This is a genomic window from uncultured Campylobacter sp., from assembly GCF_937981295.1.
Classification (GTDB): domain Bacteria; phylum Campylobacterota; class Campylobacteria; order Campylobacterales; family Campylobacteraceae; genus Campylobacter_B.
In genome coordinates, this window is sequence record NZ_CALJPC010000089.1 from 24,947 (window position 1) to 40,121 (window position 15,175).

The 15,175-nt window shown below is 47.1% G+C and carries 15 protein-coding genes; 1 reads left to right on the forward strand and 14 read right to left on the reverse strand.

Annotation, left to right across the window (positions count from 1 at the left end):
• Positions 1–42: 42 nt before the first annotated feature.
• The gene (locus tag Q0135_RS09180) at positions 43–2,652 is read left to right on the forward strand and encodes an AAA family ATPase (protein WP_297989971.1); all 2,610 of its coding nucleotides are present in this window, start codon (positions 43–45) and stop codon (positions 2,650–2,652) included.
• 734 nt (positions 2,653–3,386) lie between these two features.
• On the opposite strand, the gene Q0135_RS09185 is transcribed toward Q0135_RS09180, so the two are convergent.
• The 14 genes from Q0135_RS09185 to dsbD form a co-directional block, all read right to left on the reverse strand.
• Positions 3,387–3,929, reverse strand: coding sequence for a hypothetical protein (locus tag Q0135_RS09185; protein WP_297989973.1), 543 nt, complete (start codon positions 3,927–3,929; stop codon positions 3,387–3,389).
• Positions 3,930–4,128: 199 nt separating this feature from the next.
• Complete coding sequence (locus Q0135_RS09190) at positions 4,129–4,782, reverse strand: hypothetical protein (protein ID WP_297989975.1); 654 nt, start codon at positions 4,780–4,782, stop codon at positions 4,129–4,131.
• Positions 4,783–5,046: 264 nt separating this feature from the next.
• Entirely contained in the window at positions 5,047–6,867 is a 1,821-nt protein-coding gene (mrdA, locus tag Q0135_RS09195; RefSeq protein ID WP_297989977.1) for a penicillin-binding protein 2, read from the reverse strand.
• A complete protein-coding gene (locus Q0135_RS09200; RefSeq protein WP_297949053.1) occupies positions 6,864–7,352 on the reverse strand; it encodes a hypothetical protein in 489 nt (162 codons plus the stop codon). Before Q0135_RS09200 ends, mrdA begins: the two co-directional genes overlap by 4 nt.
• Positions 7,319–8,122 carry a GNAT family N-acetyltransferase gene (locus Q0135_RS09205; RefSeq protein ID WP_367272154.1) on the reverse strand — a complete coding sequence of 268 codons (804 nt, stop codon included), beginning with the start codon at positions 8,120–8,122 and terminating at the stop codon, positions 7,319–7,321. Before Q0135_RS09205 ends, Q0135_RS09200 begins: the two co-directional genes overlap by 34 nt.
• A gap of 112 nt (positions 8,123–8,234) precedes the next feature.
• Positions 8,235–9,134: a GTPase gene (locus Q0135_RS09215; protein ID WP_297989980.1), complete on the reverse strand. Its 900-nt coding sequence runs from the start codon at positions 9,132–9,134 to the stop codon at positions 8,235–8,237.
• The gene (gene lptA / locus Q0135_RS09220; protein ID WP_297989982.1) at positions 9,131–9,646 is read right to left on the reverse strand and encodes a lipopolysaccharide transport periplasmic protein LptA; all 516 of its coding nucleotides are present in this window, start codon (positions 9,644–9,646) and stop codon (positions 9,131–9,133) included. The genes Q0135_RS09215 and lptA overlap by 4 nt, the downstream gene beginning before the upstream one ends.
• Entirely contained in the window at positions 9,610–10,143 is a 534-nt protein-coding gene (lptC, locus tag Q0135_RS09225) for an LPS export ABC transporter periplasmic protein LptC (protein ID WP_291937575.1), read from the reverse strand. The genes lptA and lptC overlap by 37 nt, the downstream gene beginning before the upstream one ends.
• Before the next feature lie 55 nt (positions 10,144–10,198).
• Positions 10,199–10,687 (reverse strand): HAD family hydrolase, encoded by a 489-nt coding sequence (locus Q0135_RS09230; RefSeq protein WP_297989984.1) that lies wholly within the window; start codon positions 10,685–10,687, stop codon positions 10,199–10,201.
• Between the two features lie 86 nt (positions 10,688–10,773).
• On the reverse strand, positions 10,774–11,721 hold the full coding sequence (locus Q0135_RS09235) for a substrate-binding domain-containing protein (protein ID WP_297989985.1): 948 nt from the start codon (positions 11,719–11,721) through the stop codon (positions 10,774–10,776).
• Position 11,722: 1 nt separating this feature from the next.
• Positions 11,723–11,860 (reverse strand): hypothetical protein, encoded by a 138-nt coding sequence (locus Q0135_RS09240; RefSeq protein ID WP_297881384.1) that lies wholly within the window; start codon positions 11,858–11,860, stop codon positions 11,723–11,725.
• A gap of 8 nt (positions 11,861–11,868) precedes the next feature.
• The gene (locus Q0135_RS09245) at positions 11,869–12,294 is read right to left on the reverse strand and encodes a hypothetical protein (protein WP_297989987.1); all 426 of its coding nucleotides are present in this window, start codon (positions 12,292–12,294) and stop codon (positions 11,869–11,871) included.
• 260 nt (positions 12,295–12,554) lie between these two features.
• Complete coding sequence (hisB, locus tag Q0135_RS09250; RefSeq protein ID WP_297949065.1) at positions 12,555–13,133, reverse strand: imidazoleglycerol-phosphate dehydratase HisB; 579 nt, start codon at positions 13,131–13,133, stop codon at positions 12,555–12,557.
• Positions 13,134–13,183: 50 nt separating this feature from the next.
• Complete coding sequence (dsbD, locus tag Q0135_RS09255; protein ID WP_297989988.1) at positions 13,184–15,157, reverse strand: protein-disulfide reductase DsbD; 1,974 nt, start codon at positions 15,155–15,157, stop codon at positions 13,184–13,186.
• Positions 15,158–15,175: the final 18 nt, after the last annotated feature.

The window sequence follows — 15,175 nt, forward strand, 5'->3', positions numbered from 1 at the left end:
AAGTTATATAATGCGATCAACTTCAACTTTAGGAGAAAATTTATGAACGAAACTATTGAAATTCTAACCGACAAAATGCGCTCTTTGCTCGAAAGCAGCGTTTCTTTGGCGATCCATTCCAAAAATAGCGAAGTGGGCGTATTGCACATGCTTTGGGCTTTGGTAGCCGACAGCGGCTCGGTGCTAAATCAAATTTTTAATAAATTTAGCATCGAAAAGACCGCGGTCGAGCTTGAGATCAAAAGCGAAATTTCAAATTTGCCTACGAGCTCAAACGTCACGAAGGAAAACGTGCGAATCTCGCGCGAGCTGATGAACTCGCTAGAGGTCGCAAAGGGGCTGATGACGAGCTCGGGCGATAAATTTATCGCCGTAGACACCTGGCTGATCGCAAATTTAAACGCCGATCCGCTAAAGAAAATTCTGTCTAAATTTGCAGATCTTAGCGAGATCAAAAAAGAGCTAGAGGCGCTTCGCGGCGGCAAAAGCATCGATTCGCAAACCGCCGACGAGACGCTTGAGGCGCTTAGTAAATTCGGCGTCGATCTCACCGCCAAGGCAATCGCGGGCGAGCTCGATCCGGTCATCGGTCGCGACGAGGTGATCTCGCGAATGATGCAAATTTTAATCCGCAAGACGAAAAATAACCCTATCCTACTCGGTGAGCCGGGCGTTGGAAAAACCGCGGTCGTTGAGGGTCTTGCGCAGCTAATCGCCAAAAAAGAGGTACCGCTCAGCCTGCAAAACAAACGCGTCATAGCGCTTGATATGAGCGCGCTGATCGCGGGCGCAAAGTACCGCGGCGAGTTTGAAGATAGGCTCAAAGCCGTCATCAACGAGGTCGTAAAAGCCGCTAACGTCGTGCTTTTTATCGACGAAATTCACACCATCGTAGGCGCGGGCGCAAGTGAAGGCTCGATGGATGCCGCAAACATCCTAAAACCCGCCCTTGCGCGTGGCGAATTACACGCGATCGGCGCTACGACGCTGAAAGAGTACAGAAAGTATTTTGAAAAAGACGCCGCGCTTCAGCGCCGTTTCCAGCCCGTAACGGTCGCGGAGCCTAGCGTGAGCGAGGCTACGGCGATCCTGCGCGGCATAAAGGAGCGGCTGGAGGTGCATCACAACGTCACCATCACCGATAGCGCGCTTGTGGCGGCCGCAAGGCTAAGCGACCGCTACATCAGCGATAGATTTCTACCTGATAAGGCGATCGATCTCATTGACGAAGCGGCGGCAGAGCTTAAAATGCAGATCGAAAGCGAGCCAAACGAGCTTGCCAAGGCTAAGCGCGACATCCTCACGCTTCAGGTCGAAAAGGAAGCCCTTAAGATGGAGGATGACGGCAAAAACGACGAGAGGCTCGCGCAGATCGACAAAGAGATCGAAAATTTAACCGAGCAGAAAAACGCGCTTCAGGCTAAATTTGAAAACGAAAAGTCCGTATTCGGCGGCATCAGCGAGGAGAAAAAAGCGATCGACAGCCTCAAAAACGAAGCTAGCCTTGCAAGACGCAACGGCGATCTTAGTAAGGCTGCCGAGATCGAATACGGCAAGATCCCCGCCGCGCAGGCGAAGGTCAAGGAACTTGAGGCGAAATGGGATGCGATGAAAGAAAACGGCGTGCTTTTGCGAAACCGCGTGGACGAGGAGAGCGTGGCTGAAATTTTAAGCAAATGGACGGGCATCTCGGTAAGCAAAATGCTCTCCTCCGAAAAGGAGAAATTCCTCCACATCGAGGAGCATTTAAAAGAAAGCGTCGTGGGGCAGGACGAGGCGCTGCATGCCATCGCTCGCGCCGTCAAGCGCAACAAAGCCGGTCTCGTGAACGAAAACCGCCCTATCGGAAGCTTTTTGTTTTTAGGCCCTACCGGCGTCGGCAAGACCGAGAGCGCAAAGAGCTTAGCTAGATTTTTATTCGACGATGAGCGAGCGATGATCCGCTTTGATATGAGCGAATATATGGAAAAACACAGCGTCTCGCGCCTGCTCGGCGCGCCTCCTGGATACGTGGGCTACGATGAGGGCGGACAGCTTACCGAAGCTGTGCGCAGAAGGCCCTACTCTGTGCTGCTTTTTGATGAGATCGAAAAGGCGCACAAGGACGTATTTAACATCCTGCTTGGAATTTTAGACGACGGGCGCGCGACCGATAACAAGGGCGTTACGGTCGATTTCAAAAACACGATCATCATCCTAACGAGCAATATCGGCTCGGCTAAGATTATGGAGCTTGACGCCAAAAATGCGAACAAGCCGCGCGAAATCGCGCTTGCCGAGCGAGAGGAGGCGGTAAAGAGCGAGCTGAAGAATTATTTCAAGCCCGAATTTATCAACCGCCTGGACGATATCGTGATCTTCAACGCCCTAAGCGAGGACGATCTTATAAAAATCGTGGGCATTATGTTTAAGAGCCTGCAAAAAACGCTCGCAAATCGCGGCATTAACGCAAGCCTAAGCGAAAATGCCAAAAAGCTCATCGCCTCGGCGGGCTTTGATATCGAATACGGCGCAAGACCGCTACGAAGGGCGCTCTACGATCTGGTGGAGGATAAGATCGCCGATATGATCCTAAGCGACGAGATCAAAACGGGTGATCGGATCGAAATCGGCGCGCGTGACAGCGAAATCGAGATAAAAAGGGTAAAGTAAAATCGGGCGGAATTTATCCTGCAGGGTAAATTCCGTGCTTCGATGGAGTAAAACCGGCTCGATAAATTTGGCGGGTAATCTTTCCCAAGAGAATTGAAACAAAAGTCTTTTTATTACTTTTAAAATTTTATAGTAGGCAGGATTCTATTCTACTGGGAATTGAAACATCATAATGCTATCTTTCGTGGATACGAGAGCCTTTAAGTAGAATTCCATCCCGTTGGGAATTGAAACTCAGCGTCGCATATTGCGCCTCATGCGTAGGAAAGTAGAATTCCATCCCGTTGGGAATTAAAATGCTCTATTTAAAATTTCATTTTTCCCTCTCACATATTAGCATTCTATAGAATTTATCGAGCCAAATCCTACCCGATAAAATTTTTACCAAATAAAATTCCGGCTTAGATTTTAAAATTTATCGAGTGAAATTCCGCATCTCAGAGCTTAGAATTTTAAATTTAAGAAGCAGCGACTTTGAACTGAGGATTCAAAAGCGCAAGGATTTTATATTATAAAATTTGAAATACCGACGAACTTTAAAATTTGAAATCAATGATCGAAATTCCAAACCGCGCAACTTAAAATTTTAAATCTGAAACGGAGGTAAATTTTAAGATCATTTCAAAATTTGCCCCTTTTAAATTTCCATTTCTCAAGCTCTATTCACAAAATTTTACGTATTAATTTACGCAAAATTTGGTCAAAAAAAAGATGATCCCATAAACTTATCCACATTAAATTTTATCTCTTCTTTTTAGAATAAAAACCGTTACAGATGCGATTATTAGCGACGATAAAACGCTTATCATCATTATATTAAAATTAAAATTTGAGCGATCAAACAGATGACCTAACCAGGTCAAATCGGCTCTTGCTAGGATTATCACAACTAGCGGATAGGCATAAAATAGACTTATAAAAAATATAGATGCGGCGGATATTTTATCCAGCAGAATAAAAGCTTTTATTTTAGAAAATACGAAGCAGCAGGTGATTAAAGGCAAAATTACCGTCGCGCAAAATAGATACAATACCATAGCGCCGAAAATATCGCTTTCGCTATCGCTCGCCTCTTCGTGCCACATTAGTTCAAAAGCTTTTAAAACGATAGAAAACGGATTCGCGATATCGTGACCGCTATACTCCGCCAAAAAAACCGCATCTATGCTGGCAAATATAACGCCCAAGCAGTCTATAGTAAAAAAGAGCAAGGCGATCCAGAATAAAATCCTCACCCCTTTTAGCTCAAAACATTTTTTAATGAACTCTTTTATCACCCTAGCCCCTAATTTATAGCTTTTAAGATCAATTTGGCTTTTATATTGCGTTTCATTTCGGCGTTTTTAAAAACACTTTGTCGTAATTTATCATCAAAATTTAAGCCTTTCGCTGCCATTGTCTATATTGCCCGTTGCGATCGTAATCTAAAATTTTCATTCTACTTATTCACCTAATTTGATACCGTTAAAATTAGAATTATTTTTTATCATCATCAAAAAATTTTGAATTGTAGTTAGTTAAAGATATCATCAAGGTTCGCTTATTAAAAGGAACTTTACCGAATCTATCAACAAGTAATTTATTCTGTTTTACTGATATCATAGTACCGTTATCATCAAAAATATAGTATTTTTTTATCCCTAAGAAATTTAAGCATTGAAAGATAATTATAAATATAAAGTTTATGATGATAGCCATTGCAAGATTTGTTATATACGTAATTTTATCCATCAAAGTTTTACTATCAAGTTTTGCAGTTTCTCCAAAACATGGAAAGTATGAATACGTTATCTTTGTATGCTCCGTAAGCTGGATTTTTAGAACCTTTAAATCCCCCGCGAAATCCACATAGTCGCATTCTATTATTTTCTCAAAAATTCTAATTTGTAAGTCATTTACCAGCATACCTTTTAGCATTGCAAAATCTCCAAAAATCGTTTTGAAAAATATAAATATGCAAAGAGCTAGCTCGCCTTTTCTAAAACTACTACTAAAGAAACTTTCAATAGGAAAAATAGATCTAATGGCGAACACTAATGCGAATATCAGGAAAAAAATTCCTACTGTTAATCTGCTTTTTAACAAATAGTCATTTTTTACTATTATCGGCTCTTTATCATAATCCCTCATAAAATTTCCCCATTTTTATAAAAAATATTTTGGCGTATTCTACCGCCTTATTCTTATGGTGCATTTAAAATTTAAAATCTGCGAAGTACGGGCACAAATCTAAATTTCAAAGCCTCCACACTGCGCTAAATTTTAAAATTTCAGGCTCACGGAAGCGGGGTAAATTTCAAAATTTAAAGCCCGCAAAGGCTTGCTAAATTTTAAAATTTAAAGCAAGCAAAGCACGAGTAGAATTCTAAAATTTTATAATTTTAAAATTCCATCCTACTTCGTCTTCTTTGCGCTGTCTTTGATGGTCGTTGCGTTGGCGTCGATGTAGCCCATCTGGGCAAGCTTTTCGTAGATTTGCATTATCACAGGTCCTGCCGCGCTTCCGCCTCCGCCGCCGTGTTCTACGAGCACGGTTACGGCGTATTGCGGCTTGTCGTACGGCCCAAAGCTCGTCATCCAGGCGTGCGAGCGGTGGAAGTAGTCCATATCGGCTTCTTTCATTCGCTTTTTGGCGGTCTGAGAGATGCCTACGACCTGCGCGGTGCCCGTCTTGACCGCTAGAGGCACTACTGCGGTATGGATGAGCTTGTAGGCGGTGCCTCCGTCGGGGTTGTTGCCGACCTCATACATTCCGCGTCGTACGAGCGGTAGCTGCGCCTTTTCTTTCGGCGTGAAAAGCTCGGTAGGGGCAAATTCCACCGGCTTGCCGTCGATGCTTTTTAAAAAATGCGGCGTGATAGCCTTGCCCGAGGCGATCTGCGCGGTGTTTTTCGCCACCTGCATAGGGGTGACAAGCACGTCGCCTTGACCGATCGAGGCATTGACCGTCTCACCCTGATACCACGCGCGCTTAAATTTCTGCATTTTCCAGGCCTTATTAGGCATCGTGCCTACAAACTCATTGGGCAGATCGACGCCCGTTTTGCTACCGAAACCCAGACGCTGCAGATACGCGGACATATAGTCGATCCCCACTAGCAGCGAGCCTTCGTAAAAATACACGTCGCAGCTGCCTTTAATCGCCTCTACTAGGTTCACGCGGCCGTGACCCCAACTCTTCCAGCAGCGAAATTTTCGCCCTCCAAGCTCTATCGCGCCGCTGCAAAACACGCTCCAATTTTCGTTGATCTTGCCGCTGTTTAAAAAGCTCATCCCCACCGCCATCTTGATTACAGAGCCCGGCGGATAGAGGCCGTTTACGAGCTTATTCGTAAAAGGATGGCGCGGATCTTTTATCAGCTCGTCCCACTGCGTCTGCGAAATTCCACCCACGAAGGTGTTTAGATCGTATTCGGGGAAGCTGCCCGCCGCGATGATGGCGCCGTCGCGCAGATCCATCACGATCGCTACGCCGTCTTTATCTTTAAAAATTTCCTCGAGGTATTTTTGCAGCTCAAGATCGATGGTAAGCGAAATTTCGCTGCTGCTGGGCTCTTGCATCGAGATCTCCTCCACGACCTGATTTAGCGCCGTAACCTTCGTCTTGCGCTCGCCCTTGCTGCCCTGCAAAAGCTCGTTATAATACCCCTCGACGCCGCTTCTGCCGTTGTATCCGGTAAGCGCGCTTAGGGGGTTACTTTGGATATCCTTTTTATTGGCACGGCCGACGTAGCCGATGATGTGCGAAGCAAGCGCGCCGTAAGGGTAGAAGCGCTGCGAAGCGGGCGAAATTTTAATATTTTCGTGCAGGCTCAAGCTCGCAAAATGCTGTATCGTGGCGTTGTAGTCCAAAAACGGCACGACTTCGATAAAATCTTGATTGTAAGCGGAATTTGCGTCCTTGTAGCTCTTGCTCATCGCGGTGACATTGAGATCTTTGAAGTAGCGCGAGATATTATTCAGCTCGCTTTGCAGCGCGGCGTCTTTTAGATGCGGCGCGATGGATAGCGAAAAGCCGAGATTATTTATCGCAAGCGGGCGGCCTTTGGCATCTAAAATTTGACCGCGCACCGGCGGGATGTATTCGGTAGAGATGACGTTGTTTTTAGCGACCTGCTCGTAGAATTCGTTTGATTTGATCGAAAGATAATAAATTCTCACCAAAAGCATGCTAAAAAATAGTATCACAAATACGAATACGAACTTTAGCCTCATACCAGCCGCCCCTTAAAAAAGAGCAGAGCAAGCAAAATTTCAATCACGATATAATTTAAATACTCGCCGCTTAGGGGCAGATACTCGCTCTTTTTGATCGCAGAGATCGCGTTGCTCGTGACAAAGACCAAAACATAGCTAATCATCACGTAAAAGCAGATCAAAAAATTTCTAAATTTAATATATTTAAATGAGTTTTCATAGACCACGAAATAAAATATACAATACGCGATAGCCACGCTAAATAGGTTAAATCCGTGGATCTGCTCGGCGCAAAACAGATAAAAAATAGAGAAAAACCAGGTAAAGCCGAACTTTTTAAATTTTACGTCGTTTTCATATTTTTGCACCACCATCGCCGTGAAAAAAAATCCGATCAGCGGCGGCAGCCCCCTATACACCGCACTTAGAAGCAGGTAGAAAAGAACCCCTGCGCTAAAAAGCGTGTCCGCTATAAGGTATAGATAAGTGCGATTTCGTTGCATACCGGAAACTTTTTGCATTTAATACAATCAGCCCAAATTTTTTGCGCGGGCAGCTCATCCTTTGGGATTTCGGTAAAACCGAGGCGCCCAAAAAATTCCTTTTGATAGGTGAGCGTAAATACGCTTTTTAGCCCGTAAAATCTCGCCTCGCCTAGCAGCTCGTTTACGATAGCTCTGGCAATGCCTCGCCTGCGAAACTGCGGAGCGACGATGAGCGAGCGCACCTCGGCAAGATCGGCGTTAAAAATTTTAAGCGAAGCAAAGCCCGCTAAAATTTCGGCTTCTTTTAAGCACTGCAATTCGTGGGGCTGCGAACGTTCGGTCTGAGAAACGCTTGCTTCTTGCGAATATTTGCTCCGTAAAATTTGCTCTTTGCCCGCTTGTGCGCGACCCGCCCCAGATACGGCTTGCGCTGCGTTATTTCGTGGCGCGCTATTTTGAGACGTATCTCGTTGCGACGTAAAACTATCTGCGGCATCTTCGACGGAATTTTCAGAAGTATTTTCGGCGGAATTTCGGATTAAATTTAAATCCGAGTCGTGCGCTAAATTTAAATCGGAATTTTCTTTAGAATCGAAACTCAAATTTTCCTTGAAATCAAAACTCCTATCCGCCTTAGAATCGCAACCGAACGCCAGCACGTATGAGCGGATATTAGCAGCGATCTCATCGCTTTCAAGCGGCAAGATCACGCCGTTTTGAACCTCCTCTTTTACGAGCTCCTGCATACGCGAAATGTCGCAAAGGCGCGCCTTTTTTAGCCGTATCATCTAAAATTTTCCCTAATCTTTGCGCGATCTTCGCGGCGCATTTTATATCCTCTAAATTTAATTATTTTGAAATTCTGCGCCGCAAAATTTAACGTATTGAAATTTAGAAATTTCATAATCCAAACGCCCCGCGCACGATGATCTCGCGCGCTTTTTGCAGCCCGCCGCCCTTTAGCGTAGAGACCAAAACAGCCTGCGGATCGTGCCTCAAAAGCTTTGCGCGCTCGCTTTGGTTGAGCTTGTCGGCTTTGGTGTAGAGCCTCACGATCTTTTGATCGCCGCGCAGAAAACTAGCGAGATAGTTTTGCAAATTTTTATCTATCGCGAGATCAAACTGCCTCGCGTCAATGAGATGGACGAAAAGCTTGATATTTAGGCGCTCTTTGATAAATTCGTCGAGATTTTTTTGCCAGATATAATGCAGTTTTTTAGAAACCTTAGCGTATCCAAACCCCGGCAGATCCACGAAGATCAAAGAGATATTTTCCCCCAAGCCCGCAAGATCCAAAAAAGAGGAGTTAGCCGCTAAGCTTAGCGCGGATCTGCCTATAAAATTTAATTCGGAGCTTTGCGCGGAATTCGGCGCGAAACCCGCCGCAAGATCTGTCTCGCGATCCGATCTAAAATCCGCCGAGGCGCTTTTTAAATTTAAAACGGATTTCTGTTTGGAATTTTGCTCAGACGCCGCAGCCTCCGCCTGATCTTGCGCACAATTTGCAGCCGAGCTTAAAGCCTCTTTGCTTGCTAGATCGAGCGACGTTTCATTTTGCGAGCCGTCCGAGTCTGCGGCAAGCTTTTGTTTAAATTTAACCTCAAAGAAATTTATCAGCTGCGTTTTTCCCGGCGTCGAGCTTGATTTGGCTAGATTTTTGCGCCCGACTAGAGCGTTTATCAGGCTGCTTTTGCCGACGTTGGAGCGCCCCAAAAACGCCACTTCGCTCATCGCAAACTCGGGCGCACCCGCGATATTTGCGGCGGAGGTGATAAACTGCGCGCTGCTAGGATAGATCATTTGTTTTGATCTTCGACCTGAAAGATCAGACGCACGGGCTTTTTCTCGCCGCCGCCGCTTTTTACTTCGTAGGTGCCCTTTTGGCGATTTACGATGATCTTATCGCCGTAAACCTCTTTTTTGGTCTCGGCCTCGTGCAGATAGGCGTTGTTTTCAAGCGTGTAAGCCTCGATAGTCGGATCGTAGGTCAGTACGCCGCCCTTGCCGTCGTAATGCTTCTGATTGAGTAAAATTTTAAAATTTGCGTTTCCCGTCGCGACGTATTTGGTAGGCTGGCGCTTGGCGTCGAAGTAGATCGTCACTTTGTCGGAATTTAGCGTATCGTAAGCGCCCTTTTTGATGCGAACGTTGCCCGTCAGCACGCTGATCTGCTTGATCTCGTCGGCGAAAAAATTATCCGCCGTGACCTCGACCTGCTCCTGCGCGGCGCTGAGAACGGACGCACTAAAGCCCGAAATTAGCGCGGCTGAAAGTATTAGTTTGTGGAGTTTTGATCTTTTATTAAATACCATGCGTGGATTCCTTTTGAGTTTGTTTGTTTGGTTTTAGTATCGTAGCTGATGCTTGCGCCCGTGATGCGGTCGCCGCCTTGGCGCAGCACGTACGGCACGTCGGAGCGGACGATCTTGCTGCTCGTATCGTAGATGATCTCCTGCGCAGTGTAATCAAAGCCTCTGCTATTTACGTAATGCGCGTCGCCGTTAAATTTTATCAGCTCGCCTGCGCGCGTCGCGGTTTTTGAAACCAAAGTGTGATTCAGATCCGCACTAATCTCCTCGGCTTTAAAATTTACAAACTCGTCGCGATCCTTATAGCGAGTGCCGCTATCCGCGGTAAATTTAGCATCCACGCGCTCGCCGATCTGATAATCGACGATTTTTTTCATCTCCATATTCGCAATGCTTAGATCCTGCCTAAACATATCGCTAAAATACGGCGTCTGCACGCTTAGAAACACCATCGCGACGCAAAAGATCGCAATCGCGACGTAGAAAATTTTTATCACCATCGCTCGGCTCCTTTTGATCTGCGCAGAATTTCGCCCCTCGCGCGCGCTTGCGAAACTACAGCCATTTGCTATTCCACTCTTCGCGCATGCCGTTTTTATCGACGAGCATTTCGATCATCTCGCGCACCGCGCCGCAGCCGCCGTTTTTGCTTAGCGTGACGTCCGCTTTTAGCGAGCTTAGCGCATCGGCAGGCTTGAAGCTGATCGCGACCGCATTTAAAAGCTTTGCATCATTTATATCATCGCCGATCGCAGCGGCCTCATCGAAGCTTAGGTTAAATTTTTTTAAAATTTGCTCCGCCCTTGAGAGCTTGTCTTTTTCGCCTTGAAAGAGCGTATCGATCTTTAGCTCGCGCGCACGGTTTGCGACGATCTGCGAGCTTTTGCCGGTGATGATCGCGACCTTTAGCCCCAGCCGCTGCCACTCCTGGATGCCAAACCCGTCTTTTACGTTAAATTTCTTCATCTCTTCGCCGCCGTTTGAATGGTACAGCCCGCCGTCGCTAAGGCAGCCGTCTACGTCTAAAAATATGATCTTTATCACTTCGTTTTCCGTTTTTTGAAATTTTGTGATTTTAACGAAATTTGGCTGAATTTTTGGCAAACGCCGTATAAATTTAAGCTGCGATCTTAGCCCTTAATCGGCACGTAGCCGCTATTTTCGATGATGCTTTGCCCCTGCGGCGAAAGGATCCAATCTATTAAGATTCGGATATTTTCGTTTTTGTTGTTTTCATCGTAAACCGCGTAAATTTCGGCTACGAGCGGGTATTTGCGGCTAGCGATATTTTCTTTATTCGGATACGCGCCGTTTAGGCTAAGCATCTTCACGCCGCCGTTTTGCACGATCCCCTCGACGTAGTAGCGAAACGAAAAGCCGATCGCGCTACCGAAAAAGCCCGTGATCTTGCGCTTAGGCTGCGTTTCACCCATAAATTTTAAAAACGCGCTCTGGCTGCCGCTGCCTGCGTTTCGCTGCACGGCATCTATTCGCATACGCTCGCCGCCGAGCTGCGACCAGTCACTATATTGCCCCGAATAAATTCCTCGCACCTGATCCACAGTTAAATTCGATACTTTATTATTCGCATTTACGATAAAGACGAACGCCTCCAGCCCGATCGGCACGAAGCGCAAGCGCACGCCCTTTTCCTGCGCATAATCAAGCTGCTGCTTCGAAGGGGCGGCGACAAAGATCAGATCCGCCTCGCCGTCGCTTATGGCCTTGTATGCGCCGCGGGTATTGCTAAATTTAAGCCTGCTAGCATTCGTGAAATTTTGCCCGTCAAATTCCACGCTTTCCTTCGGATAGCTCGCCGCGACGAATGCCGAAAAGACGGGATACAAAGCCGCTGCGCCGTCGATTATCGGCAGATCGCCGCTAAGTTTTAAGCTAGAGCTGGCGCGCACGATCTGCGAACCCTGCTCAAACGGCAGAAATTTATGCAGCTCGATCGATTTGGCCTGCATCTCGGCGCTGCTTTGATTTACGTATCGCTTCACGACGAGGCTGTAAAATGCAAAATCGAAAGCCGCAAAGCTAAGCAGTAGCAAAATGACGATAGATGTGCGCTTCATCTTAGTTGCCGTTCGCGATATAGGAGATGATCGAGCATTTGCTCTGCAGATACAGCGCCGCTGCGGTTAGTGCGCAAACGCTGATCGCCCAGGCCGTCAATATTACGGCGATCGTTTTTTGAAAAATTTCATCGCTCATTTTGCGCCTCACATATGCTCGATTGCGTGATTAAGTAGCCAAAAAAAGCTCATTAGGACGCTCAAAAAAATTATGAACGAAAACACAGAGAGGATCAAAAGATTTCTAATTCTTCTGCGGCGCTCGGGTGCACTTTTAGCCGATTTAATAAATTTTACTAAACTTGCGATTAGCCAAATGAGCGAAACTACCGGCAGCCCAGTAAAAACCAAGATAAACATGGAAAAAGGATCGAATAGCCACTGAGAATATATGAGTGGAGTAAAAGCGCATGCAAACGCAACTGCCGAAATAATTAGAAATTTTTTATCTCTTTTATGGCGCTCCGGCTCGTCTTTTGATCTGATAAATTTAATCAAGCACGCGATGAGCCAAACAAAGCAGATCAAAAACAGCACATTTAAAATCTCCATAAGCGATCCGAAATTATTCATCTTTTACCTTTAAATTTTAATATGCAAAGCGGCGGTTTAGCGCTCCGGCAGTGCGAAATTTCATATAGCATAGTTCGCGGTTTTCGCGGCGGGCGCAAATGCACCGCCAGCGTAAGCAGTCTTAATAAAGCGGCGCGCTTTGCCAGAGTAATGGCGAAATTTTGCAAATTTCAAGCAGCGGCAAGAGTAAAATTTCAAACGCCGATAAAATTTCAAAACCGCGAATTGCCAAATTTACTAAATTTAGCGCGCATTTACCGCTATAAAACGCCCTTCGTGCTAGGCACGCCGGCGCGCTCGTTGATACTTATCGCGCGACGGAATGCGACGGCAAACGCCTTAAACGCGGCCTCTGCGACGTGATGTAGATTTTCGCCGCGGATCTGGCATAGATGCAGCGTTAAATTTGCGTTGAAAGCCAGAGCGCGGAAAAATTCCTCCACGAGCTCGGCATCGAATTCGCCGATCTTGCCGCGCTTTAGGCTCGGACAATCAAATACCAAAAACGCGCGGTTGGAAAAATCAAGCGCGGCGCTTACGGCGGCTTCATCCATCACGACGACGCTATCGCCGAAGCGCTCGATGTTTTGCGCGGGATAGATCGCCTCTTTGATCGCGCTTCCGAGCACGATGCCGCAGTCCTCGACGCTGTGGTGAAAATCGACCTGTAAATCGCCCTCGCAGCGCAGGTTCAGATCAATCCACGCGTGCTTGGCAAATGCACTAAGCATATGATCGAAAAAACCGATGCCCGTTTGTATCTGCGCCGCGCCGCGCCCGTAAAGCTCAAAATCCAGCGAGATGTCCGTTTCTCGCGTCGTTCTGTTTTTACTTATCATCGCCAAATTCCTTCGAAGTGAAATTTAGCTGAAAATCTAGCGAAATTTCACTAAATTTGGGTTAAAATTTCAGCTAATTGTTCGGAATTTACGCTGCCGATCTGGCGCAGGTTCGCAATCTCGGCGCCCTCTTTAAAAAATAGAATCGTAGGCGGGCCGAATACGTTGAAATGCGCTTTTATCGCTCTGTTTTGCTCGCTATCTTCGCTAAGATCGATCTTTAAGAGGCTAAATTTATCAAGAGCGCCAGCAAGAGCGGGATCTGCAAACGCTCGCTCGCTCTGCTCGCAATTTTTACACCAGCTAGCCCAAAAATCCACTATCACGGGCTTTTTGGAATTTTCTATTTCGCCCTGTAGCTGTGCAAGATCGCGCACAAACGAAAAATGCACGCCGCCAAAATTTTGAGTGCTAGAAATTTCGCCCGCTTGCAAGCTCTCGCCGCCCAAGCCGCCGCTGGAATATCTCGTGCTTTGCAGGATTAGATTACCAAGCGGTCTGGAAAAATCTTTCGCGCCGCTGGCAAAGCCCGCGAGTAGCAGCGCCGAATATAGCGCGATCACAAGAGCCAAAGCGCGCTTTATCCCGCCCGCGCCGCCGTCAAATAGCCCCAAAAATCCTGCGAAGATCGCGCCCAAAACCGCATAAATCAGCAGGCTTAAATTTTCGCCGATGAGCGTGCGCGAAATCCACACTGCCGTAAAAAGCAACAAAAAGCCGAAAATTTTAGGCACCGCCTCCATCCAAGCTCCGGGTCTAGGCAGTGCGCCGCCGAGCCCCACCACAAGCAGTAGCGCGCCGCTTCCGAGCCCCAGCGCAAAAAGAGCCGCCGCGCCCAGCAAGACGTTGCCGCTGCCCGCAATATAAACGAGCGCGCCCGCAAGCGGAGCGGAGATGCACGGCGATACGACGAGCGCCGAGATAAGCCCCATCGAAAAAACTCCGATCAGGCCGTCAGCATTTTCGCTTTTGCTATTTAAGAAGCTTTGAAAGTGCGCAGGCAAGCGGATCTCATAAAATCCAAACATAGAAAACGCGAGCGCGGCGAATATGAGCGAGGTTAGGATCAGCGCGAGCGGAGTTTGTAGCAGGCCTTGTAAATTTTGCCCAAAAACCGCCACGAATGCCCCTAAAATCGCATACGAGCTCGCCATCCCGAAAATATACGCGAGGCTTACGGCTAGGCTTTTTTTCGCGCTCGGCTTCGAGGAAGTTTTCGCCACGATGATCGACGAGAGGATCGGGATAAGCGGATAGACGCAAGGGCTTAGCGAAAGCAGCACGCCGTAACCAAAAAACAGCGCGATCGCCGCGATGAAGCTTTTGCTGCCAAGAACGTTTAAAATTTTATCCTGTTCGGAGATGGGATTTGCGCCGCGAGAAGTTTTTTGCGCGGAGGTTTCGTCGGAATTTACCGCAGCGCTTTCCGCCGAGCTTGCCGCGGAATTTCCCGCTGCGTGCGAGTTTGCCAAGGAATTTGCCTCTGTGCCCGAAGCAACGGCATTGCTTTTAAAATTTACAGCCCCGCCTTGTGCGCTGTCTGCGGCAGAAATCTGCGCGGAATTTTCGCCTTTTCGATATTTTTTCAACTCGGAGTTTGAAATTTTGCTGATCTGATAGCCCTCCACCACGCGCTTGAAGCTAAAGCCGAACTGCTGCGGCTGGTAGCAAAAGCCCGATTTCGTGCAGCCCAAAAAATCGCCGTTAAGCACGAAATCATCGCTGTCTGCGGCATTTGCAAGTACGAGGCCTAAAGGCACGGTGATGCTAAATTTGCCCTCGTAAATTTTATAATCCTTGTATTCGGTCGCGGCGGGCAGATTTATTAAATTCGTCACCTCCGCGCCGCCAATGAAAATTTTTATCTCGTTTTGATAGAGATAGACCCCGTCCGCGATATCAAAGCTTAGCGTTACGCTATCGCTTTGCGCCGTCGCGTCAAGCTTGAACGCATCGGAGGGTTTCAGGGGCTCGGCGCCCAAGCCTAAAAGAAGAAACGCTGCCAAAATCAGTGATCTTATCAAATTTTATCCTTTGAAATT